The sequence below is a fragment of the Nonomuraea sp. NPDC049725 genome (assembly GCF_040674795.1).
GTDB lineage: Bacteria > Actinomycetota > Actinomycetes > Streptosporangiales > Streptosporangiaceae > Nonomuraea > Nonomuraea ceibae.
Window position 1 is genome coordinate 103,988 of sequence record NZ_JBFANJ010000001.1, and the last position, 25,413, is coordinate 129,400.

At 72.9% G+C, this 25,413-nt stretch carries 27 protein-coding genes; 11 read left to right on the top strand and 16 right to left on the bottom strand.

The window, feature by feature from the left end; translation table 11 throughout:
• Positions 1-53: 53 nt before the first annotated feature.
• On the bottom strand, positions 54-1,682 hold the full coding sequence (locus tag AB0J53_RS00585) for an ABC-F family ATP-binding cassette domain-containing protein (RefSeq protein WP_364167531.1): 1,629 nt from the start codon (positions 1,680-1,682) through the stop codon (positions 54-56).
• A gap of 28 nt (positions 1,683-1,710) precedes the next feature.
• Between AB0J53_RS00585 and AB0J53_RS00590 the strand changes: the two genes are divergently transcribed.
• The 3 genes from AB0J53_RS00590 (at position 1,711) to AB0J53_RS00600 (ending at position 4,237) form a co-directional block, all read left to right on the top strand.
• Entirely contained in the window at positions 1,711-2,064 is a 354-nt protein-coding gene (locus AB0J53_RS00590; protein ID WP_364167534.1) for a DUF2809 domain-containing protein, read from the top strand.
• Between the two features lie 9 nt (positions 2,065-2,073).
• Positions 2,074-2,610 carry a type 1 glutamine amidotransferase domain-containing protein gene (locus AB0J53_RS00595; RefSeq protein ID WP_364167537.1) on the top strand — a complete coding sequence of 179 codons (537 nt, stop codon included), beginning with the start codon at positions 2,074-2,076 and terminating at the stop codon, positions 2,608-2,610.
• 97 nt (positions 2,611-2,707) lie between these two features.
• Complete coding sequence (locus AB0J53_RS00600; RefSeq protein WP_364167540.1) at positions 2,708-4,237, top strand: amino acid permease; 1,530 nt, start codon at positions 2,708-2,710, stop codon at positions 4,235-4,237.
• Between the two features lie 28 nt (positions 4,238-4,265).
• Here AB0J53_RS00600 and lipB read toward each other — a convergent pair whose 3' ends face one another.
• The 4 genes from lipB to AB0J53_RS00620 all read right to left on the bottom strand — a co-directional run bounded on the left by lipB (position 4,266) and on the right by AB0J53_RS00620 (position 6,586).
• Positions 4,266-4,898 carry a lipoyl(octanoyl) transferase LipB gene (gene lipB, locus AB0J53_RS00605; protein WP_219511782.1) on the bottom strand — a complete coding sequence of 211 codons (633 nt, stop codon included), beginning with the start codon at positions 4,896-4,898 and terminating at the stop codon, positions 4,266-4,268.
• A 19-nt stretch (positions 4,899-4,917) separates the two neighbouring features.
• Positions 4,918-5,100: a PspC domain-containing protein gene (locus AB0J53_RS00610; protein ID WP_049565582.1), complete on the bottom strand. Its 183-nt coding sequence runs from the start codon at positions 5,098-5,100 to the stop codon at positions 4,918-4,920.
• A 62-nt stretch (positions 5,101-5,162) separates the two neighbouring features.
• Positions 5,163-5,669 (bottom strand): HAD domain-containing protein, encoded by a 507-nt coding sequence (locus tag AB0J53_RS00615; RefSeq protein ID WP_364167544.1) that lies wholly within the window; start codon positions 5,667-5,669, stop codon positions 5,163-5,165.
• Positions 5,666-6,586 carry an AraC family transcriptional regulator gene (locus tag AB0J53_RS00620; protein WP_364167547.1) on the bottom strand — a complete coding sequence of 307 codons (921 nt, stop codon included), beginning with the start codon at positions 6,584-6,586 and terminating at the stop codon, positions 5,666-5,668. Before AB0J53_RS00620 ends, AB0J53_RS00615 begins: the two co-directional genes overlap by 4 nt.
• 74 nt (positions 6,587-6,660) lie before the next feature.
• On the opposite strand from AB0J53_RS00620, the gene AB0J53_RS00625 reads away from it, so the two are divergent.
• Positions 6,661-7,467: an NAD(P)H-binding protein gene (locus AB0J53_RS00625; protein ID WP_364167549.1), complete on the top strand. Its 807-nt coding sequence runs from the start codon at positions 6,661-6,663 to the stop codon at positions 7,465-7,467.
• Here the strand turns inward: AB0J53_RS00625 and AB0J53_RS00630 are convergent.
• Together AB0J53_RS00630 and AB0J53_RS00635 are read right to left on the bottom strand one after the other, a co-directional pair.
• Complete coding sequence (locus AB0J53_RS00630; protein ID WP_364167552.1) at positions 7,452-8,195, bottom strand: hypothetical protein; 744 nt, start codon at positions 8,193-8,195, stop codon at positions 7,452-7,454. The two genes, AB0J53_RS00625 and AB0J53_RS00630, sit on opposite strands and share 16 nt — an antisense overlap.
• Positions 8,192-8,680, bottom strand: a complete 489-nt coding sequence (locus AB0J53_RS00635) for a SigE family RNA polymerase sigma factor (protein ID WP_364167555.1) — start codon at positions 8,678-8,680, stop codon at positions 8,192-8,194. Before AB0J53_RS00635 ends, AB0J53_RS00630 begins: the two co-directional genes overlap by 4 nt.
• Positions 8,681-8,861: 181 nt before the next feature.
• Here AB0J53_RS00635 and AB0J53_RS00640 point away from each other — a divergent pair, with 181 nt between their 5' ends.
• Positions 8,862-9,692, top strand: coding sequence for an undecaprenyl-diphosphate phosphatase (locus AB0J53_RS00640; RefSeq protein WP_364167557.1), 831 nt, complete (start codon positions 8,862-8,864; stop codon positions 9,690-9,692).
• Here the strand turns inward: AB0J53_RS00640 and AB0J53_RS00645 are convergent.
• The 4 genes from AB0J53_RS00645 to AB0J53_RS00660 all read right to left on the bottom strand — a co-directional run bounded on the left by AB0J53_RS00645 (position 9,661) and on the right by AB0J53_RS00660 (position 12,820).
• Positions 9,661-10,419: a hypothetical protein gene (locus AB0J53_RS00645; protein ID WP_364167560.1), complete on the bottom strand. Its 759-nt coding sequence runs from the start codon at positions 10,417-10,419 to the stop codon at positions 9,661-9,663. The genes AB0J53_RS00640 and AB0J53_RS00645 overlap by 32 nt on opposite strands.
• The gene (locus AB0J53_RS00650) at positions 10,403-11,023 is read right to left on the bottom strand and encodes a sigma-70 family RNA polymerase sigma factor (protein ID WP_364167563.1); all 621 of its coding nucleotides are present in this window, start codon (positions 11,021-11,023) and stop codon (positions 10,403-10,405) included. Before AB0J53_RS00650 ends, AB0J53_RS00645 begins: the two co-directional genes overlap by 17 nt.
• Positions 11,024-11,246: 223 nt before the next feature.
• Complete coding sequence (locus AB0J53_RS00655; protein ID WP_219511766.1) at positions 11,247-11,654, bottom strand: hypothetical protein; 408 nt, start codon at positions 11,652-11,654, stop codon at positions 11,247-11,249.
• A 17-nt stretch (positions 11,655-11,671) separates the two neighbouring features.
• Positions 11,672-12,820 (bottom strand): MFS transporter, encoded by a 1,149-nt coding sequence (locus AB0J53_RS00660; protein WP_364167566.1) that lies wholly within the window; start codon positions 12,818-12,820, stop codon positions 11,672-11,674.
• A gap of 63 nt (positions 12,821-12,883) precedes the next feature.
• Here AB0J53_RS00660 and AB0J53_RS00665 point away from each other — a divergent pair, with 63 nt between their 5' ends.
• Genes AB0J53_RS00665 through AB0J53_RS00675 form a run of 3 tightly spaced genes read left to right on the top strand, consistent with a single transcriptional unit; the run spans position 12,884 to position 16,687 of the window.
• Positions 12,884-13,207 carry a helix-turn-helix transcriptional regulator gene (locus AB0J53_RS00665; protein ID WP_364167569.1) on the top strand — a complete coding sequence of 108 codons (324 nt, stop codon included), beginning with the start codon at positions 12,884-12,886 and terminating at the stop codon, positions 13,205-13,207.
• On the top strand, positions 13,200-16,043 hold the full coding sequence (locus AB0J53_RS00670; protein WP_364167573.1) for an ATP-dependent helicase C-terminal domain-containing protein: 2,844 nt from the start codon (positions 13,200-13,202) through the stop codon (positions 16,041-16,043). Before AB0J53_RS00665 ends, AB0J53_RS00670 begins: the two co-directional genes overlap by 8 nt.
• Positions 16,040-16,687: a hypothetical protein gene (locus AB0J53_RS00675; protein WP_364167576.1), complete on the top strand. Its 648-nt coding sequence runs from the start codon at positions 16,040-16,042 to the stop codon at positions 16,685-16,687. The genes AB0J53_RS00670 and AB0J53_RS00675 overlap by 4 nt, the downstream gene beginning before the upstream one ends.
• Here AB0J53_RS00675 and AB0J53_RS00680 read toward each other — a convergent pair.
• Positions 16,664-17,812, bottom strand: coding sequence for a pyridoxal-phosphate dependent enzyme (locus AB0J53_RS00680; protein ID WP_364167578.1), 1,149 nt, complete (start codon positions 17,810-17,812; stop codon positions 16,664-16,666). The genes AB0J53_RS00675 and AB0J53_RS00680 overlap by 24 nt on opposite strands.
• Positions 17,813-17,868: 56 nt before the next feature.
• Between AB0J53_RS00680 and AB0J53_RS00685 the strand changes: the two genes are divergently transcribed.
• From AB0J53_RS00685 to AB0J53_RS00695, 3 genes are read left to right on the top strand one after another with little or no spacing between them, the layout of a single operon-like run.
• Positions 17,869-18,720 carry an SPFH domain-containing protein gene (locus tag AB0J53_RS00685; RefSeq protein ID WP_219511755.1) on the top strand — a complete coding sequence of 284 codons (852 nt, stop codon included), beginning with the start codon at positions 17,869-17,871 and terminating at the stop codon, positions 18,718-18,720.
• Entirely contained in the window at positions 18,713-18,880 is a 168-nt protein-coding gene (locus AB0J53_RS00690) for a hypothetical protein (protein WP_197093811.1), read from the top strand. The genes AB0J53_RS00685 and AB0J53_RS00690 overlap by 8 nt, the downstream gene beginning before the upstream one ends.
• A 20-nt stretch (positions 18,881-18,900) precedes the next feature.
• Entirely contained in the window at positions 18,901-20,355 is a 1,455-nt protein-coding gene (locus AB0J53_RS00695; protein WP_364167582.1) for an amidase family protein, read from the top strand.
• Between the two features lie 36 nt (positions 20,356-20,391).
• Here AB0J53_RS00695 and AB0J53_RS00700 read toward each other — a convergent pair whose 3' ends face one another.
• The 4 genes from AB0J53_RS00700 to AB0J53_RS00715 form a co-directional block, all read right to left on the bottom strand.
• Positions 20,392-21,237 carry an aldehyde dehydrogenase family protein gene (locus AB0J53_RS00700; RefSeq protein ID WP_364167585.1) on the bottom strand — a complete coding sequence of 282 codons (846 nt, stop codon included), beginning with the start codon at positions 21,235-21,237 and terminating at the stop codon, positions 20,392-20,394.
• Positions 21,230-21,427, bottom strand: coding sequence for a hypothetical protein (locus tag AB0J53_RS00705; RefSeq protein WP_219514479.1), 198 nt, complete (start codon positions 21,425-21,427; stop codon positions 21,230-21,232). The genes AB0J53_RS00700 and AB0J53_RS00705 overlap by 8 nt, the downstream gene beginning before the upstream one ends.
• Positions 21,417-22,877, bottom strand: coding sequence for an aldehyde dehydrogenase family protein (locus AB0J53_RS00710; RefSeq protein ID WP_364168523.1), 1,461 nt, complete (start codon positions 22,875-22,877; stop codon positions 21,417-21,419). Before AB0J53_RS00710 ends, AB0J53_RS00705 begins: the two co-directional genes overlap by 11 nt.
• Before the next feature lie 98 nt (positions 22,878-22,975).
• Positions 22,976-25,366, bottom strand: coding sequence for a family 20 glycosylhydrolase (locus AB0J53_RS00715; protein ID WP_364167588.1), 2,391 nt, complete (start codon positions 25,364-25,366; stop codon positions 22,976-22,978).
• Positions 25,367-25,413: the final 47 nt, after the last annotated feature.

The window sequence follows — 25,413 nt, forward strand, 5'->3', positions numbered from 1 at the left end:
CAACGAGTGGCGGAGAATTGTTTCATCTTCGTTTCCTTGCGCGGTGTAAATTTTCAGCGGGCTTCGGTGACCGCGCCCGACTCCACCCGCAGCCGGCGATCGACGTGCACGGCGTCCAGCATCCGGCGGTCGTGCGTGACCAGCAGCAGGGTGCCCGGATAGCTCGCCAGCGCCGACTCCAGCTGCTCGATGGCGGGCAGGTCGAGATGGTTGGTCGGCTCGTCGAGCACGAGCAGGTTAACACCCCTGGCCTGCAACAACGCCAGCGCGGCCCGGGTGCGCTCGCCGGGTGACAGCGTGGCCGCCGAACGCAGCACGTGCCCGGCCTTGAGCCCGAACTTGGCCAGCAGCGTCCGCACGTCGGCGGGCATCAGCTCGGGCACGTGCGTGGCGAACGCGTCGAGCAGCGCCTCCTCGCCCTCGAACAGCCCGCGCGCCTGGTCGACCTCGCCGACGACGACGCCGGGGCCGAGCGCGGCGTGCCCCTCGTCCAGCTCGGTCCGGCCGAGCAGGGCGGCCAGCAGCGTGGTCTTGCCCGCGCCGTTGGGCCCGGTGATCGCCACCCGCTCCGCCCAGCCGAGCTCCAGGTCGACCGGGCCGAGCGTGAACGTGCCACGCCGGACCACCGCGCCGCGCAGCGTCGCCACGACCGCGCCGGAGCGGGGCGCGGCGGCGATCTCCATCCGCAGCTCCCACTCCTTGCGCGGCTCCTCGACGACGTCCAGCCGCTCGATCATCTTGTCGGTCTGGCGGGCCTTGGCCGCCTGCTTCTCGGTGGCCTCGACGCGGGCGTTGCGGCCGATCTTGTCGTTGTCGGGCATCTTGCGGCGGGCGTTCTTGACGCCCTTCTCCATCCAGGCCCGCTGGGTGCGGGCGCGGGCCTCCAGCTGGGCGCGGGTCTCCGCGTACTCCTCGTACTGCTCCCTGGCGTGCCGCCTGGCGACCTCGCGTTCGTCCAGGTACGCCTGGTAGCCGCCGCCGTAGAGGTGGATCTGCTGCTGGGCCAGGTCGAGCTCCAGGACCTTGGTGACGGTCCTGGCCAGGAACTCGCGGTCGTGGCTGACCAGCACGGTGCCGGCGCGCAGCCCGTTGACGAAGCCCTCCAGCCGGTCGAGGCCGTCGAGGTCCAGGTCGTTGGTCGGCTCGTCGAGCAGGAACAGGTCGTAGCGGCTGAGCAGCAGCGACGCCAGCCCGGCGCGGGCCGCCTGGCCGCCGGACAGCGAGGTCATGAGCTGGTCCAGGCCGACCGTCAGCCCGATCGTCTCGGTGCGCTCCTCCAGGTCGGCGCCGCCGAGCGACAGCCACCGCTCCAGGGCCACGCTGTAGGCGTCGTCGGCGCCGGGCGTCTGCTCGACCAGGCCCTGCGTGGCGGCGTCGAGCTCACGCTGCGCCTGGGCCACGCCGGTGCGCCGGGCCAGGAACTCCCTGACCGTCTCGCCCGGTCTGCGGTCGGGCTCCTGCGGCAGGTGGCCGACGGTGGCCGTGGCCGGGCTGAGCCGGATCGTGCCCTGCTCCGGCCGGTCGATCCCGGCCAGCATGCGCAGCAGCGTGGACTTGCCCGCGCCGTTGGCCCCCACGAGCCCGATCACGTCACCTGGGGCCACCACGACATCCAGCCCGGAGAACAGCACCCGCTCCCCGTGTCCGGCCGCCAGATCCCGCACCACCATGGTCGCACTCATGTGGGCCGATGCTACTAGTGTGTGCCCGGTGTCCCGTTTGCCCGTCGCCCTCGCCGCGCTGGTCACCATAGGTCTGGGCCTCGGCGTGCGCATGCTGTGGGACGGCCCGGTCCCCAAGTACGCCGGCGACGCGCTCTACACGGTGCTGATCTACCTGCTCGTGCTGCTGGCCCTGCCCCGCGTCCGCCCGTGGGCCGCCGCCCTGGTGTCGGCCGGGCTGAGCTGGGCGATCGAGTTCGCCCAGCTCGCGGGCATCCCGGCGGTGCTGCGCCCGCTGCTCGGCAGCACCTTCAACCCGCCCGACCTGCTCTGGTACGCGATCGGCGCGGCCCTGGCGTGGGCCGGTCACACCTGGGCGTATAGATCGCGGCCTGCGGGATAGGGGGCAGGCATGGACAAGACCATCGCGTTCCTCGTGGCACCCGAAGGCGTCGAGCAGGTGGAGCTCACCGAGCCGTGGAAGGCCGTCAAGCAGGCCGGCGGCACGCCCAAGCTGGTCTCCACCAGCGCGGGCCAGGTCCAGGGCTTCAACCACCTCGACAAGGCCGACACGTTCGCCGTGGACGCCACGGTGGAGGAGGTGTCGCCCGCCGACTTCGACGGCCTCGTGCTGCCCGGCGGCGTCGCCAACCCCGACTTCCTGCGCACCGTGCCGCAGGCCGTCGCGTTCGCCAAGGGCTTCTTCGACGTCGGCAAGCCGGTGGCCGCCATCTGCCACGCGCCGTGGACGCTCATCGAGGCCGACGTGGTGCGCGGCCGTACGGTCACCTCGTGGCCGAGCCTGCAGACGGACCTGCGCAACGCCGGGGCCACCTGGGAGGACCGGGAGGTCGTCGTGTGCACCGGCGGTCCGAACAAGCTGGTCACCAGCCGCAAACCGGACGATCTGAAGGCGTTCTGCCAGGCCACGGTCGACGCGTTCGGCTGACGAGATCGAAACTCTTCTGTAACTCCTTGCTCGCGCGGAGGAAATGGTCTAGACGTAGACCAAAAGAGCGTCCTCCGCGCCCCCCAGGGAGACCTCAGTGACCACAGAAGAGGATTCCAGGCGACTCGCCGAGCTCGGCTACAAGCAGGAGCTGGCCCGGACCTGGAGCGGTTTCTCCAACTTCGCGATCTCCTTCTCCATCATCTCGATCCTCGCCGGCTGCTTCACGACCTTCGGACAGGCCTGGAACAACGGCGGCCCCATCGCCATCTCGTGGGGCTGGCCGCTGATCTCCCTGTTCATCCTGATCATCGGCTTCTGCATGGCCGAGCTGGTCTCCGCCTACCCGACGGCGGGCGGCATCTACTGGTGGGCCGCCAAGCTGGGCAAGCCGATCCACGGCTGGTTCACCGGCTGGCTCAACCTCATCGGCCTCATCGCCGTCACCGCGTCCGTCGACTACGGCTGCGCCACGTTCCTCAACATCACGCTCACCCGGCTGACCGGCGGCGCCTGGGAAGGCACGCTGCCCCAGGCGTTCCTGCTGTTCGTGATCATCCTGGTGCTGCACGCGCTGATCAACATCTACAGCCACCGGCTGATCTCGCTGCTGCAGAACATCTCCGTCTGGTGGCACGTCGCCGGCGCCGCGGTCATCGTCGCCATCCTCGTCTTCGCCCCCGCCCAGCACCAGTCCGTCGGCTTCGTCTTCACCGAGACGATCAACAACTCCGGGTTCGGCGACGGCGACGGCGGCCTGCCCTTCTGGCTGTACGTGCTGCCGCTCGGCTTCCTGCTCACGCAGTACACGATCACCGGCTTCGACGCCTGCGCGCACGTGTCGGAGGAGACCCAGGGCGCCGCCAAGACCGCCGCCCGCGGGCTCTGGCAGTCGATCTTCTACTCGGCGATCGGCGGCTGGATCCTGCTGCTGGCGTTCCTGTTCGCGGCCACCAACGTGGACGAGATCAACGCGCAGGGCGGCTTCGTCGGCGCGATCTTCACCACCGCGCTCTCCTCACCGCTGGCCACCGCGATCTTCGCGATCTCCACGATCGGCCAGTTCTTCTGCGGCATGAGCTGCGTGACCTCGATGTCGCGGATGACGTACGCCTTCTCCCGCGACGGCGCGGTGCCCGGCTGGCGGCTGTGGTCCAAGGTCGACCGCAACCGCACCCCGGTCAACGCCATCCTGGCCGGCTGCGCGGTGGCCGCCCTCATCACCCTGCCCGCCCTCTACGCGCCCGCCGGGCTCACCACGCCCGTCGCCTTCTACGCCGTCGTGTCGATCGCCGTCATCGGGCTCTACCTGGCGTTCCTCATCCCGATCTGGCTGCGGCTGCGGATGGGCGACCGCTTCGAGCCCGGGCCGTGGACGCTCGGGCGCCGCTACAAGGCGCTGTGCTGGATCGCCTGCGTCGAGATCGCCATCGTCTGCGTGTACTTCGTCATGCCGTTCTCGCCCGCGGGCGTGCCGGGCAACGCGGACTTCACCTGGACGTCGGTCAACTACGCGCCGATCGCCGTCGGGGTCGTGCTGGTCGGCATCGCGCTGTGGTGGGCGCTGTCGGCCAGGCACTGGTTCACCGGGCCTCGCCGCACCGTCGACGAGGTCCCGGCGGAATGACGTACGAAATGACGGGCTGAGCGCGGGGTCAGGCCGCCTCGAAGGAGGCGGCCACGGCCGCGCGGACCTTGTCCATCGCGGTGTCGCCCAGCTCGCGCTTGAGCGAGGTCATGTCGACGTCCGGCATGCCGCAGGCGACCGCCCAGTCCCACGGCGTGAGGTCGCCGTCGACGTTGAGGGCGAAGCCGTGGCTGGTGACGCCGCGGCTCTGCCGCATGCCGATCGAGACGATCTTGCGGCCGGTCCGCGACGTCCACACGCCGGTGAGCAGCTCCGAGCCCGGCGGGGTGTCGCGGCGCTCGGCGGGCAGGCCGAGCGCGCCCAGCGCGTCGACGAGCCGCAGCTCGACCTCGCGCACGTAGTCGACGATGCCCTCGTCCTCCCCCAGCTTGACGACGAGGTAGCCGACGAGCTGCCCCGGGCCGTGGTAGGTGAGCTGCCCGCCGCGCCCGGTCTCGACGACCGGGATGCCGCGCGACGGGTCGGGCAGGTGCGCCGCCGGGGTGCGGCGGCCGACGGTGTAGACGGACGGATGGCTGAGCAGCCAGAGCGTGTCCGGCCGCTCGTCCCGTTGGCGCTCGCCGACGAGGTCGGCCATGCGCTCCATCGCCTTGTCGTAGTCGACGAGCTCGTCCTGGATGAGTGTCAGCGGCCTTGCCATGCTTCGAGCATAGGCGGGACTAGTACTTCTTCGGCTCCTCGGGGACGAGGATCCACATGATCGCGTAGACGACCCACATCGGCCCGGGGAAGAGCGAGAGGATCAGCCAGATGATGCGGACGAGGGTGGGCGGCAGGCCCATCTTGTCGGCGAGACCGCCGCAGACGCCGGCCAGGATCCTGTGCTCTCGTGAGCGGTACATCGTGTCCTCCGTGTGGTTACGTTCTGACTGGTCCAACGGACGACCGCGCGCCGCCTATCCCGTCAGGGCCCCTGAGAAAACCCTGTAAGGGTCAGCCACTCCCGGGCCAGCGCCAGATGCTCGCTGGTCAGGCCGCGTGCGGGAGGCACGTGGACGAGCAGGAAGTCGTCCAGACCCTGATGAGCCCTGAGATACTCCTCGTCCTCCTTGAAGACCTGGTCGTCGAACCAGACGAAGGGCCGCCTGCCCACGTAGTCCGCCACGTAACGGGTCTTGAACATCTCGCCGTGCCGGCTGCCCCGGTCGGGCCCCAGCGGGACCACCGGCAGCATCGGCAGCCCCAGCCGGGGCGCGATCCACTCGTTGGCGTGCCGCTCCCAGGTGGTCGCCCAGGCCAGCTCGGAGCCGGTGCGCAGGGCGAGCTCCATCAGCCGGGGCCCGTGCCTGGGGTTGAGGTGCACCGTGTAGAGGATGTCGCCGATCGTGCACCGGTAGCGCCGGAAGTCGGGCGTGGCGGGCCCGGTGGGGTTGAGCACGCCGTCGACGTCCAGGAGCAGCAGCGGTTTCACGTGGCGGCCCCGGCCCGGTGCTCCTGAGGGCTGATGCCGCGCACCCGTTTGAAGGCGGCGCTCAGCGCGAACGGGCTGCCGTAGCCGACCTTGCGCGCCACCGAGCCGACCGTCGCGTCAGGCTCGCGCAGCAGGTCGGCGGCCAGGGCGAGCCGCCAGTCGGTGAGGAAGGCCATCGGCGGCTCCCCCACCAGCTCGGTGAACCGCCGGGCCAGCGAGGCACGCGAGACGCCCACCTCGGCGGCCAGCGAGGCGACCGTCCAAGGGTGGGCCGGATTGTTGTGCAGCATGCGCATCGCCCGGCCCACGATAGGGTCACCGCTCGCCCGATACCAGCCCGGCGCCTCGTGCTCGGCGAACCACGAGCGCAGCGTCGAGATCAGCAGCAGGTCGAGCAGCCGGTCGAGCACCGCCTCCTGACCGGGCTCGTCCCTGACCACCTCGGCGCCGAGCAGCGGGATCAGCGGCTCGCCCGGCTGCACCAGCAGCGGCGGCAGCGCGTCCAGCAGCCGCCTGCTGATCTCCCCCTCCATCAGGTAGGTGCCGGTGATCATCACGGTGGCGCCGTCGGGACTGTTGCCCCAGGTGCGCACGCCCAGGTCCATCGCCTGGTAGAGGGACTCGCCGTCCAGGGTGGTGCAGTGCTGGCCGGGGTGGATGACGATCTGCGGCTCGGTCTCCGGCTGGTCGGCGACCGTGTAGGGATCGGGCCCGCGGACGATCGCCACGTCGCCGGGCGCCAGGCTCACGAGCTCACCCCGTGACGGCACGATCCAGGCCGAGCCCCGTACCATCGCCACCAGCGTCAGCGGGGCCTCGTCCTGGATGCGGATCGACCACGGCGGGTCGAGGATCGAGCGGAGCAGGAACGCGCCACGGGCCCGCGGGCCGTCGAGCAGCGCTGCCAGGTGGTCCATGAATTAGACGATCGCATATGCCAACGCGCTTCTCAACCATGGATAGTCTCACCACGGCCGGGCTTAATGGAGCCATGACAATCTTGGTTACGGGCGGCACCGGCAAGACCGGCCGCCGGATCGCAGACAAGCTGACCACTCTCGGCCACACCGTCCGGGTCGGCTCCCGCTCGGGGACGCCGCCGTTCGACTGGACCGACCGTGACACCTGGGCGCCCGCCCTCGCGGGGGCGGACGCCGCCTACCTCGCCTACCAGCCCGACCTGATCGTGCCGGGCGCGCTGGACGACATCCGCGCCTTCACCGAGCTGGCCGTCCGGTCCGGCGTGCGGCGGCTGGTGCTGCTGTCCGGCCGCAACGAGCCCGAGGCGCAGGCGTGCGAGCGGGTCGTGCGCGAATCGGGCCTGGAGTGGACCGTCGTCACCTGCGGCTGGTTCATGCAGAACTTCACCGAGGGCTACCTGCTGGAGTCGGTGCTGGACGGCGCGATCGCGCTGCCGGCGCGCGAGGTGGCCGAGCCGTTCGTCGACGCCGACGACATCGCCGACGTCGCGGTGGCCGCGCTCGTCGAGGACGGCCACACCGGCAGGACGTACGAGCTGACCGGGCCGAGGCTGCTCACGTTCGCCGACGCGGCGGCCGAGCTGTCCAAGGCCACAGGAAGGGAGATCGCCTACATCCCGATCACGATGGAGCAGTACGCGGCCGGCGCCGCCGAGCACGGGGTCCCCGGCGACGTCGTCGCCATGCTGACCACGCTGTTCACCGAGGTGCTCGACGGGCGCAACGCCTACGTGGCCGACGGGGTGCGCGAGGCGCTGGGCCGGCCGGCACGGGATTTCACCGACTTCGCCGCGGCCTGGGCTCAGTCCACGTCGTAGACGCCGGCCATCCACGCCCCCGGCCGGGCGCCCAGCTCGCCGGCGAGCTGGAGCGCGACGTCGTAGCGGACCAGCTCCCCGGCGACGTACCGGCCGTCGCACATGCCCTTGTCCTTCTCCGGCAGCGCGCAGCCGTCCAGCGCGGCCTCCGTGATCAGCGGCGTCGGGGGGAACACCCACACCCGGACGGACTGCTTCCTGTCCGTCCAGTCACGCGGCAGCTCCCCCGCGCGGAACGTGTGACGGGCCTGCCCCCCGGCGCACCTGGTGACCCGGCCGGCGCCGTTCACCGACGAGACCGTCCAGCTCGCCTCGTCCTCGCAGGTGAAGACCACGGTGGTGCCGGAGCTGGTGGGCTTGACCTTCACGTCGTTGCCGACGGCCGACCTGTCGGCCCCCACGCCGCCGATGCTGACCAGGTCGCCGAGCCGGGCCGGCGGATGGTCCCGCCCGATCACCAGGTCGCGGACGGGCGCGTCCGGCCCGCCGCTCCGGCCGGTGACGGACGGCTGGGCGGCCGGTGATGGAGCCGGGACGGCCGCCGGGCCCGGCAGCAGCCACAGCACGGCGGCCGCGGCGGCCCCTGTCAGCGCCGCGCCCACCCCCCAGCGCACCAGCAGCATCCGCCTGCCCCGCCGTACGATCCTCGTCATGTCCGCCGTCCTTCCAGGCACGTACGCCGTCAGCTCCGCGAGCAGGTCGCGCAGTTCGTCCTCGGTGTAGGTCATCGCCCCGTCCTCGTGAGCCGCACGGCCGGATGGACCCGCAGCCGCGTCAGGGCGCGGCCGAGCTGGGTCTTGACGGTGCCGAGCGAGCAGCCGAGCACCGCCGCGCACTGCGGCAGCGTCAGCCCCTCGAAGTAGTGCAGGACGACCACCGCCCGCTGCCGGTCCGACAGCCCGCGGATCGCCGCCCACAGCGCGTCCTTCTCCGTCACGTCGCGGGTGAAGTCGCCCGGCGCCGCCGCCTCCGGCACCCGTTCCACCGGCACCTCGCCGCGCCACCGCCTGCGCCACCAGGACGCGTGGGCGTTGGTGAGGATGCGGTACACGTACGGATCCGGATCGCCCTCGATGCGCCGCCAGGCCGTCCAGGCGCGGGCGAGAGCCGTCTGCACCAGGTCCTCGGCCGTGGCCCAGTCGCCCGCGAGCAGGTAGGCCGTGCGGCGCAACCGCGCGGACCGCTGCGTCACGTATTCGGCGAAGGAGTCCATCACCGATCATTACTCGGCCGTGGCCACAATCGGCCGACACCGTTCGTCATGAATTTTCGTGAACCGTCGGGTGAACATGGGCTGTCCTCCTCGCCGGGACGTTCCGCGGGGCCCTCCGGCGGTCCCCGTTTCCGCTAGCCTCACCTCGTTCACTCCGGTGTTTCCTGGGGAAGGTGCGCACGTGATCGGCTGGATGGAAGCAGTGGTGCTGGGGCTGCTGCAGGGGCTCACGGAGTTCCTGCCGATCTCCTCCAGCGCGCACATCCGCGTCGTCTCGGCGTTCCTCGGCTGGGACGACCCGGGGGCGGCGTTCACCGCCGTGATCCAGCTCGGCACCGAGGCCGCCGTGCTGATCTACTTCAGGAAAGAGCTCTGGGAGATCATCTCCACCTGGACGCGCTCGCTGTTCAAGCCCGAGCTGCGCGACCACTTCGCCGCCCGCATGGGCTGGTACGTCATCGTCGGCACCATCCCGATCGGCGTGCTCGGCCTGGTGCTGAAGGACCAGATCGAGGGCGCCTTCCGCGACCTGCGCCTGGTCGGCACCACGCTCATCGTCTTCGGCATCATCCTGTGGTTCGCCGACCGCACCGCGCGCAACAAGCTCACGCTGGAGAAGCACCTCAACGTGACCCACGCGGTCGTCTACGGCTTCGCCCAGGCGCTGGCCCTCATCCCCGGCGTCTCCCGCTCCGGCGGCACGATCACGGCCGGCCTCCTGCTCGACTACCGGCGGGAGGCCGCGGCCAAATACTCCTTCCTGCTGGCCATCCCGGCCGTCCTGGCGTCGGGGCTGCTGGAGCTGGCCGAGATCGGCAACGGCGACGCGCCCGACTGGGGGCCGACGATCCTGGCCACGGTGATCTCGTTCATCGTCGGCTACGCGGCGGTGGCCTGGTTCCTGCGCTACATCAGCACCCACCGCTTCACCGGCTTCGTGATCTACCGCATCCTGCTCGGCGTCTTCGTCATCCTCGCGGTCAGCCTGGGCTGGATTCCGGTCCAAGGGTGATGACGTCCTCCCCGAAGACCACCCGGTAGACCCCCTCGCACACCTCCTCCGACATGCTGCCCACGACCTCGCCCAGGCCGGACGGCCACACCGTCCCGGCGTCCCAGACGACGCCGTGCAGCAGGTCCGGCGACATCAGCCGCAGGCCGGACAGATCCGCTCCCGACACGTCCAGGGCGGCACCGGGCTCGGCCGCGCCGGGCAGGTCGGCGGCGAGGTCGCCCGCGTCCGACAGGCCACGCGCGATCGCCACGATCAGCGTGCTCAGCGGCGGCCGTGCCACCAGGGCGCCGGGCGAGCCGCCCCCGCGCCGGGGATAGCAGGCGAGCGCGACCGCCACCGCGCGGGCCAGCGCCACCGTGAGCGCCCGGAGCAGGTCGGGGGTCCGGCTGAGATCGCCCGACCTGGCGCTGTCCAGGGCGCGGCCGACGGCCTGCGTCAGCTCGTCGGCGCGCGCGTCGCGGAACGACGCGGCCAGGGCCCGGGCGTGTGCGTCCGCCCGCGTCAGGGACCTCTCGATCTCGCGCAGCCGCAGCCGCGCGTGGAAGATCTCGGCGGCGGCCGGAGGCGGCGGCTGCACCGCCGGGCGGATCTCCAGCATGGAGTTGAGCAGGCCGCCGACATCCGTGTGCGCGCGCACGTACGCCAGCAGGTCGGCGTCCGCCTGTTCGAGCAGGTCGTCGAGCTCCTCGTCGGTGAGGGGGACGTCATCACGGTGATCGGTCATGGGACGCTCCCTTCCGGGTCCGATACTCCGCGAGCCGGTACCTGAGCACGACCCGCGCCTTCTTGACCAGGTCCGCGGCCTGCTGCTCCGTCAGCCCCAGAGCGGCGGCGACGGCGGAGTTGGGCTGGTCGTCCATCCGGTACCGGATGGCCAGCCGCTGGTCCGGCGGCAGCTCCCGCAGGGCGGCCAGCACGTCCACGGCGGGGCCGATGAGGTCCGCCGGATCGTCGGCGCCCGCGGCCGTCTCCGGGACGTCGGCGACCGGGACCGTGCTCACCCGCCGGCGGCTCTCCCCCGGCGGGCGGCGCAGGCACCGGCCGGCGACCTTGAACATCCAGCCCAGCGGCTCCTGAACCCGCGCCCACGCCTCCGGCTCGCTGTTGATCAGCCGCCACGCCTGCGTGAACGCCTCCTGCGCGGCGTCCTGGCTGTCGGCGAGCGAGGCGCCGCCGCGCATCAGGAAGCGGATCACCCGGCTGTGCTCCCGGGCGGCGAAGTCGACGAAGTCGGCGCGCATGGCCTGCACCCGGGTGCTCATCGCCGTGGCCGGGGCGTCCCCTGGAACGGCCTGCGGCGGCCGGGGACGTCGTGGCGGCTCGATCACCGCGTCGCTGCCCGGCGGTCACGCGCCGGGCCTGGCGCTGTCGATGTCATGTCCGTTCGCCCTTTCTCGGTCCATGTCTCATGAGGTTCATGAGGTTCCGACATAGAAAGGTGGGCGAGAACGAGCATGATCGGGAAGTGCGCCGGAAGCGCCCGGCATGACAGAAGTCAGCCGCGTTGCTACAAATCAGCTCCGGTAGCGGAGGTTTCTGCACCCGCGCCGTTCAGGAAGCGGACTTCTGTGCCGTGAAGTCCGTCCGCGGGTAGCGGCTGGCCAGGCAGAAGACGACGGCGAACAGCACCCAGGCGGTGACGAAGGCCAGCGGATGGGCCCAGGCGTCGCCGATGAGGTCGGCCAGCATGGCGCGTCCCTCGAAGTAGGTCACCAGCCCGGCGATCGCCCCCGGGACGGCCCCCCACCAGCGCTTCCACCACACCTCGTGGACCAGGACCTCGTACCCGACCAGCATGATCGGGCCGAGGAGCAGCGGGCGCAGGCCGGCGGAGCCGGAGAGGAACGTCACCGCGAGGATGATCACGACGGCGCTTCCGCCGGTGAGGAGCACCATCAGCCCGAGCGGGGCGGGTTCGTCGCGGGGGTCGGTCTGCGGAGGGACGGGGGTATCAGACACCGGGACATTCTTCCCCATCACCCCACGGTCTGCGGCACGCTTTCACGTTCGGCGGCGGGCCTGTAGGTGGCCAGCGTGAACAGCACCGAGACGACCCCGATCGCCGTGGCCAGCGCGATCACCCCGGCCCTGCCCCACCCGTCGAGCGCGAGGCCGCCGGCGACGCCCGCGACGACGAGGCCCGCGTACTGGGCCGAGGAGAGCAGGCCGAGCCCGACCGGCACGTTGCCCGGCAGGACGGAGACGATCCGATACTGCTGCGCCGGGGCGATCAGCCAGCCGAGCGCGCCCCAGAGCAGCGCCCACAGCAGCCCGACCGGCAGCGCCAGGTTGGCGACCGGGATGAGCGCCAGGAACACCGTGGACGCGGCCAGCCCGATCAGCACCATGCGGCGCGGCCCGTACGCGTCGGTGAGCCGGCCGCCGACGTGGCTGCCCACGATCGCGCCGACGCCCCACGCCCACAGCACGGCCGGCAGCGGCAGGTCGATCAGCGACCCGATGTAGGTGTAGGCGGTGAACCCGGCGCCGAACATCAGCAACTGCGTCGTCAGCACCGCCAGCACCCGCCGGTCGGCCAGCGGCGCGAACCGCTCGGCCAGCCGGCCCGAGACGGCCGTCCGCACGTCGGGCACCAGCGCCGCCACCCCGGCGAACCCCAGCACGCCCAGCCCCGTCACCAGCCAGATCGTCGTCCGCCACCCGGACGCCGTGCCCAGCCAGGTGCCGAGCGGCACGCCGATCGCCGACGACACGCTCAGTCCGCCCAGCACCAGGGCCAGCGCCCGCCCCCGGTGCTCGGGCCTGGCCAGCGCGTTCGCCACGCCCGACGCGGTCGGCGTGAACATGGCGGCCCCCGCCGCCGCCAGCACCCGGGTCGCCATGAGGAGGGGGTAGGTCGGCGCGAGCGCCGTCAACGCGTTGCCGAGCACGAACACGCCCAGCGCGATCAGCAGCAGCCTCCTGCGGGACAGCCGCGCGGTCACGGCGGCGAGCACGGGCGACAGCACCGCGTACGCCAGCGCGAACACGGTCATCAGCTGCCCGGCCGCCGCGGTGGAGACGTTCAGGTCGCCGGAGATGGGCGCGAGCAAGCCGGCGGTGACGAACATGCCGGTGCCGACGGCGAAGTTGCCGGCGGCCAACGGGTAAAGGGGACGATTCACTCCACACACGCTGAAGCATTGTTGGATAGTTGTCAAACAATAAAATTGGGTATCGTGTCGGGTATGCGCCTGCTTCCGCACCCTGCCACCGACGACATCCAGCTCACGGAGGTTCTGCGCGCGCTGTCCGACCCGATCCGGCTGGAGATCGTCGCCCGGCTGGCCACGTACGGCGAGATGACCTGCACCGTCGCCGGCGACTCGCTCGGCGTGCACAAGTCCACCGCCTCGCACCACTACCGCACCCTGCGCGAGGCCGGCCTCGTCCTCACCAAGCAGGAAGGCAGGCTCAAGTACATGAGCCTGCGGCGCGACGACCTGGAGGCCCGCTTCCCCGGCCTGCTCGACTCCGTCCTCCTCGCGACATCCGTGGGCGGGCATGCCTGACCTGCCCATCCACGACGTCCTGCCCGACCTGCTCGCCGCCCTCGACCGCAGCGGCAGCGCCGTCCTGACCGCACCGCCCGGCACCGGCAAGACCACCGTCGTCCCGCTCGCCCTCGCCGCCACCGGGCTGCGCGTGCTCGTCGCCGAACCCCGCCGCCTCGCCGTACGCGCCGCCGCCCGGCGCATGGGCGTCAGCTACACCATCCGCGGCGAACGGCACACCGGCGCCAACCCCAAGGTCGAGGTCGTCACCACCGGCGTCCTGCTGCAACGCCTCCAGCGCGACCCCGAACTGCCCGGCGTCGACGCGGTCATGCTGGACGAATGCCACGAACGCCACCTCGACGCCGACACGGCGCTGGCGTTCCTCCTCGACGTACGCGAAACCCTCCGGCCCGAGCTGCGCCTCATCGCCACCTCCGCCACCGCCGACGCCGGCCAGTGGTCCCGCCTGCTCGGCGACGCCCCCGTCGTCCGCGCCACCGGCGCCACCCACCCCGTCGAGACCGTGTGGGCGCCACCGCCCCGCCCCGTCTCCCCGCCGCACGGGCTGCGCGTCGACCCCGCCCTGCTCGCCCACGTCGCCCAGACCGTACGCCGCGCGCTCGCCGAACGGGACGGCGACGTGCTGTGCTTCCTGCCCGGCGTCGGCGAGATCGGCCGGGTGGCCGCCATGCTGCCCGGCGTCGACGTGCTCCAGGTCCACGGCCAGGCCCCCGCCCGCGTCCAGGACGCCGTCCTGTCACCCGGCACGTCCCGGCGCGTCGTGCTGGCCACCTCCGTCGCCGAATCGAGCCTCACCGTGCCCGGCGTCCGCGTCGTCGTCGACTCCGGGCTGGCCCGCGAACCCCGCACCGACCACGCCCGCGGCCTCGGCTCCCTCACCACCGTCCGGGTGTCCAAGGCGTCCGCCGACCAGCGCGCCGGACGCGCCGGCCGGGAAGCCCCCGGGACCGTCTACCGGTGCTGGTCCGCCGCCGAGCACGAACGCCTCGCCGAACACCCACGGCCCGAGATCGCGCTCGCCGACCTCACCGCCTTCGCCCTCCAGGCCGCCTGCTGGGGCAGCACCGGCCTCGCCCTCCTCGACCCGCCGCCGCCCGCCGCCCTCGCCGCCGCCCTCCGCACCCTCACCACCCTCGGCGCCCTCGACCCCGCCGGCCGCGTGACGGCCCACGGCCGCCGCATGGCCCTCGCCGGCGTCGAACCCCGCCTCGCCCGCGCCCTCCTCGACCTCGGCCCCGGCGCCGCCGAAGTGATCGCCCTGCTGTCCGAACCCCTCCCGCGCGACGCCTCCGACGACCTCGTCGAGGTCTGGCGCTCCGCCCGCCGAGGCAACGACCCCTTCACCACCCGCTGGCGCCAGGAAACCCGCCGCCTGACCGTCTCACGCCCGCCCTCCACCCCCACCGAAGCACCCCCACACCCGGAGAAGGGCGGAGGGGTTGCGCCCTCTCGCCGCGAGGCCGCCGACCCCTCCAGGGGAACCTCGCCCACCGAAGCGGCCCCGCACCCCGGGACGGCCGGACGGCCTACGGCCGGCTCCCGCCGGGAAACGACCTCAGGAGCGGCACGCGCGCCGGGTGGCACGGCCTCGGGGGCGGCGGCGGCTCCGCCCTCGGGGGCGGCCGGGCGGCCTGTGGCTGGCTCCCGGTGGGGAACGGCCTCAGGGGCGGCGGCCCCGTCGGGCGGCGCGGCCGGCTCTTCCGGAGCGGCCTCGGGGGCGGCGGTCCCGCCCTCCGAGGGGACCGCGGCGTCCGGGACGGCCACCCCCAACGAAGCGGTCCCGCACCCCGAGACGCCCGGGCGGGACGCGGCGGGCTCTCGGCGTGGGGCGGCCACCCCCTCCGGGGCGGGCTCCCGGGTTACGGCGGGCTCGAGTGCCGGGGGAGCCGGTTCCTCCGTTGAGGCGGTGGCGGGGGTGGCGGTGGCGTTGGCGTTCCCCGAGCGGGTGGCGCGGCGCCGGGGCGGCGGGTATTTGATGGCGTCCGGCACGGAGGCGCAGCTCGGGGAGGGGTCGAGGCTGGCGAGCGCGCAGTGGCTGGCCATCGCCGTGGCGGACCGTCAGGCGGGGGCGGCGTCGGCGCGGATCCGGCAGGCGGTGGCGATCGACGAGGAGATCGCCCGTCAGGCGCATCCGGTGACGGTCGAGGAGGAGGTTGCCTGGAGGGTCCCGCCGGGCAGCCGTCGCGGGGACGTGTCGGCGCGGGTGGTCGAGCGGCTGGGCGCGATCGAGCTGTCGAGCGCCCCGCTGCCGGATGCCGACGTGCGTGACGCCCTCCTGCACGGCCTGCGTACGGAAGAGGTGTTGACGTGGACGAAGGCGGCGCGCGCGGTGCGGGACCGGCTGGCGTTCTGTCATCGGGCGGTGGGTGAGCCGTGGCCGCCGGTGGATCGGCTGGTGGAGCTGGCGGATCGGTGGCTGGAGCCGGAGTTGTCGAGGGCGCGGCGGCGGGCGGATCTGGAGCGGATCGACGTGGCGTCGGCGTTGCGCAGGCTGGTGCCGTGGAGTGAGCGGCTGGAGGTGACGGCGCCGGAGCGGGTGGAGGTGCCGTCGGGGTCGCTGGTGCGGCTGGACTATTCGGGTGAGCAGCCGGTGCTGGCGGTCAAGTTGCAGGAGTTGTTCGGCTGGGTGGAGACGCCGCGGATCGCGGGGGTGCCGTTGCTGGTGCATCTGCTGTCTCCGGCGGGGCGTCCGCTGGCGGTGACGGCGGATCTGGCGTCGTTCTGGCGGGACGGCTACCGTTCGGTGCGGGCCGAGATGCGCGGCCGTTATCCCAAGCATCCGTGGCCGGAGGACCCGTTCACGGCGACCCCGACGAAACGGACCAGATGATCGACCAGGCCGCCGCCCTGAACAATGCCGAGTGGTGTGACGCGCTGTGCCGCGCGCACGGGCTGCCGGGGGTGTTCTCCGAGACGGTGTGGACGAACCCGGTCCGGACGCCGGTCTTCTACCCGGACGCGGTCACGCTGTCCCCGGAGGCGACGGCGGCCGAGGTGCTGGCGGGGATCGACGCGGGGCCTGGGGCGTCGGTGAAGGACAGTTTCGCGGCGCTGGATCTGGCGGCGGCGGGGTTCGGGGTGCTGTTCGAGGCGACCTGGATCCATCGGGCTGCCCCTGGTCCGGGTGACGTGCGGGGCTGGGCGGTGGTGCGCGAGAAGGACGAGCTGGCGGCCTGGGCCGAGGCGTGTTTCGACGGCGAGCAGCCGGGGCTGTTCCCGGGCGGGCTGCTCGGCGAGGAGGACGTGGCGATCGTGCGCGGCGAGGAGGGCGGGGCGGTGCTCAACCTGTCGCGGCGGGCCTCGGTGGTGGGGGTGTCGAACGTGTGGGGCGAGGCCGCCTGGCCCGGGGTGGTCGCGATGGCGGCGGCGCTGTTCCCGGGCCTGCCGCTGGTCGGGTACGAGCCGGACCCGGCTCCGGCGGTGGCGCACGGCTTCGTCCCGGCGGGGCCGCTACGCGTCTGGCTGAAGCGCTGACCCGACGCCGATGTCCTTGAAGCCGCTGGACGTGGCGACGCAGACCACGGGCCCGTCGAACTCCTGGCGCAGCTTGCGGTAGCCGGCCAGCCCGGCGGCGCCTGACAGTTCCTGCCAGAGCCCTTGGCGGGCCAGGTCGCGCTGGGCGGCGCGGAGTTCGTCGTCGGTGACAGCCAGCGCGCCGCCGCCGCTGTCGGTGACGGCGCGGACGCCCCGGTGCCCGCCGACGGTGCAGGCGATCCCGTACGCGTCGGTGGGGGTGATGTCGACGACGGCGGCGGGCGCACCGGTGGCGAGGGCGCGGGCGTTGGGCCCGCCGGCGGCCGGTTCGCAGGAGAACATGCGGGGCGCGGCGGGGACGACGCCGAGCCGTACGAGCTCGGTGAACCCTTTCCACACCCCGTACAGCAGCTCGCCGTAGCCGGTGGGGGTGAACACGGCGGCCGGTGCGCGCCCGAGCTGGGCGTGGAGCTCGTAGGCGATCGTCTTGTAGCCCTCGGCGCCATAGGGGTGCCCGGTGTGGGTGACGGTCTGGTTGCTGACGGGGTGGTAGCCGAGCCGGTCGACGATGTCGCGCAGCATGGGCCAGCGCTGTTCGACGGGCACGGTGTGCACGGTGGCCCCGTACGCGCGGACGAAGGACTGGACGGCGGGCGGCGAGTCGGCGGAGGCGAGGACGATCGCGGGGAGTCCGGCGCGGGCGGCGTAGGCGGCAGCGGCGGCGCCGTGGTTGCCGGAGGAGGCGACGACGACGCCGGGCGCGTTCTCGGCGAGTGCGGCGCTGACGGCGACGCGGTTGAGGCGGTCCTTGTGCGACCAGGTGGGGTTGCGGGACTCGTCCTTGACGTAGACGCCGCAGAGCTCCAGGAGCGGGGTGCCGCCTTCGCCGAGGGTGGGCGCGAGCAGCGGCGGGAGCAGCGGCTGCCAGCGGGCGATGTCGGGCAGGGCGGGCTGGTCGAACAGGTCGCCGGGCACGCGGGCGTAGTCGTAGTCGACCTCGACGGGGTAGGCCAGCTCGGCGGTGCTGGTGCGGGGGCAGCCGCGGGTGAGGGGCGGGCGGAGCGGATAGCCGATGGCCGGGTCGCCGAGGGAGCGCTGGCCGGTCGCCAGGGATCGCACGTTCACGTCACGAGACTAGATGAGCTATCGTGGTGATATCACTTCGATAGCAAGGGGTCGCGATGGAACGACGTGCTTTCCGCATCAACGGTTTCGTGGTGCTGCTCGCTCTGCTGCTGCTCGGCGGCATCGTGGCGGCCGTCTGGCTGCCGGGCGGCCCGGAGTCGCTGCTCGCGCCGGGCATCGGCTGGCTCGTGCTGGCGGCGCTGCTCTCCACCGGCTTCACGGTGGTCAACCCGAACGAGTCCAAGGTCGTGCAGTTCCTCGGGCGCTATGTCGGGTCGGTGTCGGAGGCCGGGTTCCAGTGGGTGCTGCCGTTCACCACCAAGCGCATGGTCACGCTGCGGGTGCGTAACTTCGAGACGACCAAGCTCAAGGTCAACGACGCCGACGGCAACCCGGTGGAGATCGCCGCCGTGGTCGTCTACCGGGCCGTCGACACGGCCAAGGCGGTGTTCGCCGTCGACGACTACGAGGAGTACGTGGCCATCCAGTCCGAGGCCGCCGTGCGCCACCTGGCCACCAGCCACCCGTACGACTCGCACCTGCCCGAGCGCACCAGCCTGCGCGACGGCGCGGAGGTGGCCACCGAGCTCACCGCCGAGCTGCGCGACCGCACCGAGCTGGCCGGGATCGAGGTGCTGGAGGCCCGCATCACCCACCTCGCCTACGCGCCCGAGATCGCCCAGGCGATGCTGGTCCGCCAGCAGGCCGGCCAGGTCGTCGCGGCCCGCACCCGGATCGTCGAGGGCGCGGTCGGCATGGTCCAGCTCGCGCTCGACCGGCTCGCCGCCGAGGGGGTCGTCGACCTCGACGAGGAGCGCAAGGCGCAGATGGTGTCCAACCTCCTGGTCGTGCTGTGCGGCGACCGGGCGACGCAGCCGGTGGTGAACGCCGGCAGCCTGTATGCCTGAGCGCAAGAAGCTCCTGCTGCGCCTGGATCCGGCCGTCTACGACGCGATAGCCAAGTGGGCGGCCGACGATCTCCGCAGCGTCAACGCGCAGATCGAGTACGCGTTGCGGCTCGCTCTCAAACAGGCGAGCAGGGAGCCGAAGTCTCGCAACGAAGAGTAGAAACCGCCACACTCTAGAACATGTTGTGGGCAGGCAGATCCGCCATCGAGATCGCGGCGGCCGTACGACAGGGCGAGGTCGCGGCCACCGCGGTCGTCGAGGAGCACCTCGCGGTGATCGCGGAGCGGGATCCGCGGGTGGGCGCGTTCCGGCGGGTGCGCGAGCAGGCGGTGGCGGAGGCGCGGGCCGTCCAGGAGCGGCGCGACCTGTCGGAGCTGCCGCTGGCCGGGGTGCCGGTGGCGGTCAAGGACAACGTGGAGGTGGCGGGCGAGGCGACCCGCCTGGGCTCGGCGGTGACCGCCGACTCCCCCGCCGCCGCGGACCACGAGGCCGTGGCCCGGCTGCGCGCGGCCGGCGCGGTGGTGATCGGCCTGACGAACCTGCCCGAGCTGGCCCTGGTGGCCTTCGGCGACAGCGCGTACGGCACGGTCCGCAATCCCTGGGACCGCTCGCGCACGGCGGGCGGGTCGTCGTCGGGGAGCGCGGCGGCGGTCGCGGCGGGGATGGCGCCGATCGCGCTCGGCAACGACGGCATGGGCTCGCTGCGCATCCCGGGGGCGTGCTGCGGCGTGCTGGCGCTCAAGCCGGGCGCCGGGCTGGTCCCGGGGCCCACGGACGACTGGCGCGGCCTGTCGGCGAACGGCCCGATCGCCGTGCACGCCGCCGACCTGGCGCTGACGCTGTCGGTGCTGGCCGGGGACCCGTCGCTGGCCGAGTCGTGGCGCAGCGGCCGCCGGGCCGAGCCGCGCCGGCCGATGCTGCGCTCGGTGTGGGCGGGCGACGACGGCGTGTGGGAGCCGCCACCGCCGCACGACAGCCCGGAGCCGTTCGACCTGCGGGTGGCGTACGCGCCGCAGCCGCTGCCCGCCGGGCTGCCGGTGGACCGCGAGTTCCGGGCCGCGGTGCGCGGGGCCGCCGAGACGCTGCGGGTGGCCGGGCACACGATCGTCGAACGCGACCGCCGCCTGCCCGCCTGGCTGGGCCCGGCCACGGTCGCCACCTGGCTCTGCCGCGCCGCCGACACCGTGCGGGCCGTCGCCGCCACGGCGGCCGACCGGCGGCGGCTGGAGCGCCGCACCCGGGCGCTGGCCCGCGCCGGCCGGGTGCTGGCCAGGCTCGGCCTGGACGGCCGCCGCGGCCGCGACCGCTGGGCCGGCTACGGCGCCGACCGCTGGTTCGGCGACGCCGACGTGCTGGTCATGCCGGCCCTCGCCGCGATCCCGCCGCGCGCCGACCGCTGGGGCAGGCGCGGCCTGGTCCGCAACGTGCTGGCCAACGTCGGGTACGCGCCCGCGACCGGCCCGTGGAACATGTGCGGCTGGCCCGCCATGACCGTGCCCGTCGCCACCCACTCCAGCGGCCTGCCGATCGGGGTCCAGCTCGTCGCCCCGCCGGGCGGCGAGCCGCACCTGCTCGGCCTGGCCGCCCAGCTCCAGGCGGCCCATCCGCCGATCCGCCCGCCCAGCCTGTCCTGATGACGCCAGGCCGGCCCGGCGCGCGGACGACGAGCGTCAGACGCCCAGCGGGTGCCAGACGGTCTTCGTCTCCAGGAAACGGGTCATCCGCCCCAGCCCCGGGTCACCGCGCCAGTCCTCGGCCCGGGGGCGCAGGACGCGCTTGAGGTTCTCCGCCGCCTCCTGCTCGCAGCGCAGCGCCAGCTCCGGCTCGGCCACGCCGGTCAGGTCCAGGCCGTTGACGTCCATGTGCGCGGCCAGCCAGGGCGCGATCTCCGCCTGGTGCCCGGTGAGGATGTTGACCACCCCGCCCGGCAGGTCGGACGTGGCCAGCACCTCGGCCAGCGTGATCGCCGGCAGCGGGGCCGGCTCGGAGGCGACGACCACGCACGTGTTGCCGGTCACGATGACCGGCGCCACCACCGACACCAGCCCGAGCAGCGGGTCGGCGGGCGCGACGACCGCGACCACCCCGGTGGGCTCCGGCGACGACAGGTTGAAGTACGGGCCCGCGACCGGGTTGGCGGTGCCGTGCACCGAGCTGATCTTGTCCGACCACCCGGCGTACCAGACGAGCCGGTCCACGGCCGCGTCGACGATCTCCAGCGCCGCCTTCCGCCCGCCGCCGAGCTCGTCGGCGAACTGGGCGCGGCGGCCCTCCAGCATCTCGGCGATCCGGTAGAGGATCTGGCCCCGGTTGTAGGCGGTGGCCCCCGACCAGCCGGGGAACGCCTTGCGGGCGGCCGACACCGCGTCCCTCGCGTCCTTGCGGGACGCGCGCGAGGCGTTGGCGAGGAAGTCGCCCTTGGGCGAGGTCACGGGATAGGACCTCCCACTCTCCGAGCGCGGGAACGCCCCGCCGATGAACAGCTTGTAGGTCTTGCGGACGGCCAACCTACTCATCGCCGCGCCCCCTCCACATGATCTCCTGGGACATCTCGACCGGCACGAACACCTGGCCGCACCGGCTCACGCCGCAGCGGTGGGCGTACCAGCCGGTGCGCACGGGACGCCCGGCGCGGGCGAAGGCATGGCCGCGGGTGGCCAGGGCGCGGCGGGCCCTGCGGCGGCGGCTCCGGTGCTCACACGTCAAGGTAGGCCTCCAGCCCGAGCAGGCCGCCCTCGCGCCCGTAGCCCGACTCCTTGTAGCCGCCGAACGGCGAGGTCGGGTCGAACCGGTTGAAGGTGTTGGCCCACACCACGCCCGCGCGGAGCCGGTCGGCCATCCACAGGATGCGCGACCCCTTCTCCGTCCAGATGCCGGCGGACAGGCCGTACGGGGTGTTGTTGGCCTTCTCGACGGCCTCGGCCGGAGTCCGGAAGGTGAGCACGGACAGGACCGGGCCGAAGATCTCCTCGCGCGCGATCCGGTGGGACTGCGCGACGCCGGTGAACAGCGTCGGCGGGAACCAGAAGCCCTTGTCGGGCAGCTCGCACGCGGGCGACCAGCGCTCGGCGCCCTCGGACTCGCCCAGGTCGGACAGGCGGCGGATCTTGGCGAGCTGGTCGGCGGAGTTGATCGCGCCGATGTCGGTGTTCTTGTCGAGCGGGTCGCCCAGCCGCAGCGTGCCGAGCCTGCGCTTGAGCGCGGCCAGCAGCTCCTCCTGGATCGACTCCTGGACGAGCAGCCGCGAGCCCGCGCAGCACACGTGGCCCTGGTTGAAGAAGATGCCGTTGACGATGCCCTCGACGGCCTGGTCGAGCGCGGCGTCGTCGAAGACGATGTTGGCGGCCTTGCCGCCCAGCTCCAGCGTGAGCTTCTTGCCGGTGCCGGCGACGGACCTGGCGATGAGCCGGCCGACCTCGGTGGAGCCGGTGAAGGCGACCTTGGCGACGTCGGGGTGGGAGACGACGGCGGAGCCGGTCTCGCCCGCGCCGGTGACGATGTTGACGACGCCGGACGGCAGCTCGGCCTGCCGGCAGATCTCCGCGAACAGCAGCGCGGTCAGCGGCGTCGTCTCGGCCGGCTTGAGCACGACCGTGTTGCCGCACGCCAGCGCGGGCGCGATCTTCCAGGCGAGCATGAGCAGCGGGAAGTTCCACGGGATGACCTGCCCGGCCACGCCCAGCGGCCGGGGGTCGGGGCCGAACCCGGCGTAGCCGAGCTTGTCGGCCCAGCCCGCGTAGTAGAAGAAGTGCGCCGCCACCAGCGGCAGGTCCACGTCGCGTGACTCGCGGATCGGCTTGCCGTTGTCGAGGGATTCCAGCACGGCCAGCTCTCTGGCGCGCTCCTGGACGATGCGGGCGATGCGGAACAGGTATTTGGCGCGCTCGGAGCCGGGCAGCGCGCTCCAGCCGTCGAACGCCTTGCGCGCGGCCCGCACCGCGCGGTCGACGTCGTCGGCGGAGGCCGTGGCGACCTCCGCCAGCTTCTCCTCCGTGGCCGGGTTGACCGTCTTGAAGGACGGCCCTGAACCGTCCACGAACTCGCCGTCGATGAACAGCCCGTAGGAGGACTTGAGATCGACGATGTCGCGCGACTCGGGCGCCGGGGCGTAGTCGAACACCGGCCTCTCGGGCACCGTCCGTTTCGGCGTTGCCATCATCGATCCAGAGTGAAGTATCGGAGCATCACAACTGCCAGCGTAGACGGTCATATGCACTGCTCCGAGGGGCCCGGCGCGGGGCCCCTCGGAGGTGCTCAGCGGACGGTCACCGTCACCCGTGCCTCCACCGGCGCCTCACCTGGCACGCGGACCGAGAGCGTGCCCGTGTAGGTCCCCGGCTCGTCGAAGGCGCGGGCCGAGATCGCGGTGAACGCGGCGTTGATCCGCATGTCGGGGATGCTGGCCTCGCGGGTGGTCGTCAGCGTGACGTCCTCCTGCCGCCCGTCGCTCCACACGACGCCCGCCTTCAGGTCGGCGGCTGCGCGGCCGGGCGCGGTGACGGTCCAGGTCGCGCCGGACGGCTGCCCGGCGGCGACGGTCACCGGCTCGGCCAGCGCCTCCGTCCGCCAGGCCACGTCGGCCGTGGGGAAGAAGTTCGTCCCCTGGACGGTGAGCCTGCCGCCGGCCTTGGACAGGCGGGTGCGGAAGTCGGTGTAGTCGCGCTGCGCCTGCGGCGTCCAGCCGGCCTCGGCCGTGGCGATCAGCCGGGGGAAGCTGTAGTACTGCGCCTGGCCGACGCGGCGGATGAACTCGCCCCACAGCGCCGTCTCCACGCCCAGCACGCTGCTCTCCTGGATGCCGGGGATGTAGGCGCCCGGGTCCCAGTTGTAGTGCCGGTCCAGGCCGCACGCGCCGCCGCACGCCCAGGTGCCGCCCTGCGGCTGGCGAAGGTCCTGCTTCTGCGGCACGTACGTGTGCGGCGCCGGTGACAGGACGACCTTGGCGCCCCGGCCGTTGACGGCGTTCGCCACGGCCTGGCGGTTGCCGTTCCAGAACTGGACGACGGCGTTGTCCTGGGGCAGCGCGGTGCCGGCGTACTCGTTCCAGCCGGCGACGGTCTTGCCGAGCGCCGCGACCTCCTTGGTGAACGCGTCGACCATCCTGGTGTAGTCGGCGTGGCTGGTGACGTGCGCCTCGTCGCCGCCGATGTGCAGGTAGGGGCCGGGGGTCAGCGCGGCGATCTCGGTGAGCACGTGCTTGACGAACTCGTACGTGACCGGGCTGTCCGCGTCGAAGGAGGAGTAGCCGACCGCGCCCGTGCCGTTGTGCGGGACGGTGGTCTGGCCGGGCTGGAGCTGGGGCCGCGCGCCCGGGGTGTTGAGCTGCGGGATGGAGTGCAGGGCGGCGTTCGTGTGGCCGGGCATGTCGATCTCGGGGATGACCGTCATGCCGTTCTCGGCCGCGTAGCGGATGATCTCGGTGTAGTCGGCCTTGGTGTAGAAGCCGGTGATGCCGGGCTCGGTGCCCCGGTCGGTCATCGCGGTGGCGCCGCTGACCTCGGTGAGCAGGCCGTAGTCGATGCCGGACGGGTTGTCCGCCGGCTGGTCCACGGCGATGCGCCAGCCCTGGTCGTCGGTCAGGTGCAGGTGCAGCCGGTTGACCTTGAACTGGGCGGCGGCGTCGATGTAGGTCTTGACCTCGCTGACCGGGTAGAAGCTGCGGGCGACGTCGAGCATCATGCCGCGGTGCGCGAAGCGCGGATAGTCGGTGATCGTCACCGCGGGGATCGTCCAGGCCGCGGCGACGGGGGTGTCCGATTCGATCCACTGCGGCAGGAGCTGGCGCAGGGTCTGGACGCCGTTGAGCGCGCCGGCGGCCGTCGAGGCGCGCAGCGTGACCTGCCGGGGTGTGACGGTGAGCGTGTAGCCCTCGGCCTCGTGGCCCTGCGGGCCCTTGCCGTCGCCGACCTCGACGAGGATGGGCGCGGGGCCCCGGCCGTTGCGGACGACGGGCAGCCGGTAGCCGGTGGCCGGGCGCAGCGCGCGGGCCAGATACTCGGCGGGGGCCTGGGCGGCGGCGCCGGAGGCGAGCACGCGGGTGTTCCGGTGCAGCGCGAACGGCTCGCCGCCGGTCTCCTCGACGGACACCGGCTTGGGCAGCAGGCCGAGCGTGGGCGCGGGCGGAGCGGGCGGCGCGTCCCAGATCTCGAGCTCGGAGATCGAGTACCCGTAGGTCGACCAGCGTTGGCGTCCCTGCATGCGCACGTACGCGACCGGCTCCGCGGAGCGCACCTCGATGACGTCGGTCCGCGGGCAGGTGTCGCGCCGCACCGAGGCCACGTCGGTCCACGACGCGCCGTCCGCGGAGGTCTGCAGCACGAAGTCGCGGGCGCAGGCGTTGGGCCAGGTCAGCTTGACGTGGTCGACGGTGGCCGGCTGGGCGAGCTTGACCTGGACCCAGTTGTCGTCCTGGTACTTCGACGACCAGCGGGTGGCGGTGTCGCCGTCGTTGACGTGCGCGGCGGCGAAGTCGGCGCGGTCGAGCTCGACGCTGGAGGCGGAGGCGGCGCCCGCGAGGGCCAGGTTGGCTGGGGCGGCCTGGGTGGCGGCATGGGTGGCGGCCTCGGCGGGGGCCGCGAGCAGCGTGGCCGCGAGCGCGGCTGTCAGCGCCGTCGCGAGGCGACGGCGGGGACGGGTGGGGGGCATGAGGCTCCTTTCGGTAGCCCAGAGTGTGAGCCGCCTCACCCAATTAC

Bases quoted from the DNA above. Each gene is read 5' to 3' on its own strand.
- AB0J53_RS00585 (WP_364167531.1), bottom strand. From the start codon at position 1,682: ATGAGTGCGACCATGGTGGTGCGGGATCTGGCGGCCGGACACGGGGAG.
- AB0J53_RS00595 (WP_364167537.1), top strand. From the start codon at position 2,074: ATGGACAAGACCATCGCGTTCCTCGTGGCACCCGAAGGCGTCGAGCAG.
- lipB (WP_219511782.1), bottom strand. From the start codon at position 4,898: ATGGCAAGGCCGCTGACACTCATCCAGGACGAGCTCGTCGACTACGAC.
- AB0J53_RS00610 (WP_049565582.1), bottom strand. From the start codon at position 5,100: ATGTACCGCTCACGAGAGCACAGGATCCTGGCCGGCGTCTGCGGCGGT.
- AB0J53_RS00620 (WP_364167547.1), bottom strand. From the start codon at position 6,586: ATGGACCACCTGGCAGCGCTGCTCGACGGCCCGCGGGCCCGTGGCGCG.
- AB0J53_RS00625 (WP_364167549.1), top strand. From the start codon at position 6,661: ATGACAATCTTGGTTACGGGCGGCACCGGCAAGACCGGCCGCCGGATC.
- AB0J53_RS00630 (WP_364167552.1), bottom strand. From the start codon at position 8,195: ATGACCTACACCGAGGACGAACTGCGCGACCTGCTCGCGGAGCTGACG.
- AB0J53_RS00635 (WP_364167555.1), bottom strand. From the start codon at position 8,680: ATGGACTCCTTCGCCGAATACGTGACGCAGCGGTCCGCGCGGTTGCGC.
- AB0J53_RS00645 (WP_364167560.1), bottom strand. From the start codon at position 10,419: ATGACCGATCACCGTGATGACGTCCCCCTCACCGACGAGGAGCTCGAC.
- AB0J53_RS00665 (WP_364167569.1), top strand. From the start codon at position 12,884: ATGCGCCTGCTTCCGCACCCTGCCACCGACGACATCCAGCTCACGGAG.
- AB0J53_RS00670 (WP_364167573.1), top strand. From the start codon at position 13,200: ATGCCTGACCTGCCCATCCACGACGTCCTGCCCGACCTGCTCGCCGCC.
- AB0J53_RS00675 (WP_364167576.1), top strand. From the start codon at position 16,040: ATGATCGACCAGGCCGCCGCCCTGAACAATGCCGAGTGGTGTGACGCG.
- AB0J53_RS00685 (WP_219511755.1), top strand. From the start codon at position 17,869: ATGGAACGACGTGCTTTCCGCATCAACGGTTTCGTGGTGCTGCTCGCT.
- AB0J53_RS00690 (WP_197093811.1), top strand. From the start codon at position 18,713: ATGCCTGAGCGCAAGAAGCTCCTGCTGCGCCTGGATCCGGCCGTCTAC.
- AB0J53_RS00695 (WP_364167582.1), top strand. From the start codon at position 18,901: ATGTTGTGGGCAGGCAGATCCGCCATCGAGATCGCGGCGGCCGTACGA.
- AB0J53_RS00700 (WP_364167585.1), bottom strand. From the start codon at position 21,237: ATGAGTAGGTTGGCCGTCCGCAAGACCTACAAGCTGTTCATCGGCGGG.
- AB0J53_RS00710 (WP_364168523.1), bottom strand. From the start codon at position 22,877: ATGGCAACGCCGAAACGGACGGTGCCCGAGAGGCCGGTGTTCGACTAC.
- AB0J53_RS00715 (WP_364167588.1), bottom strand. From the start codon at position 25,366: ATGCCCCCCACCCGTCCCCGCCGTCGCCTCGCGACGGCGCTGACAGCC.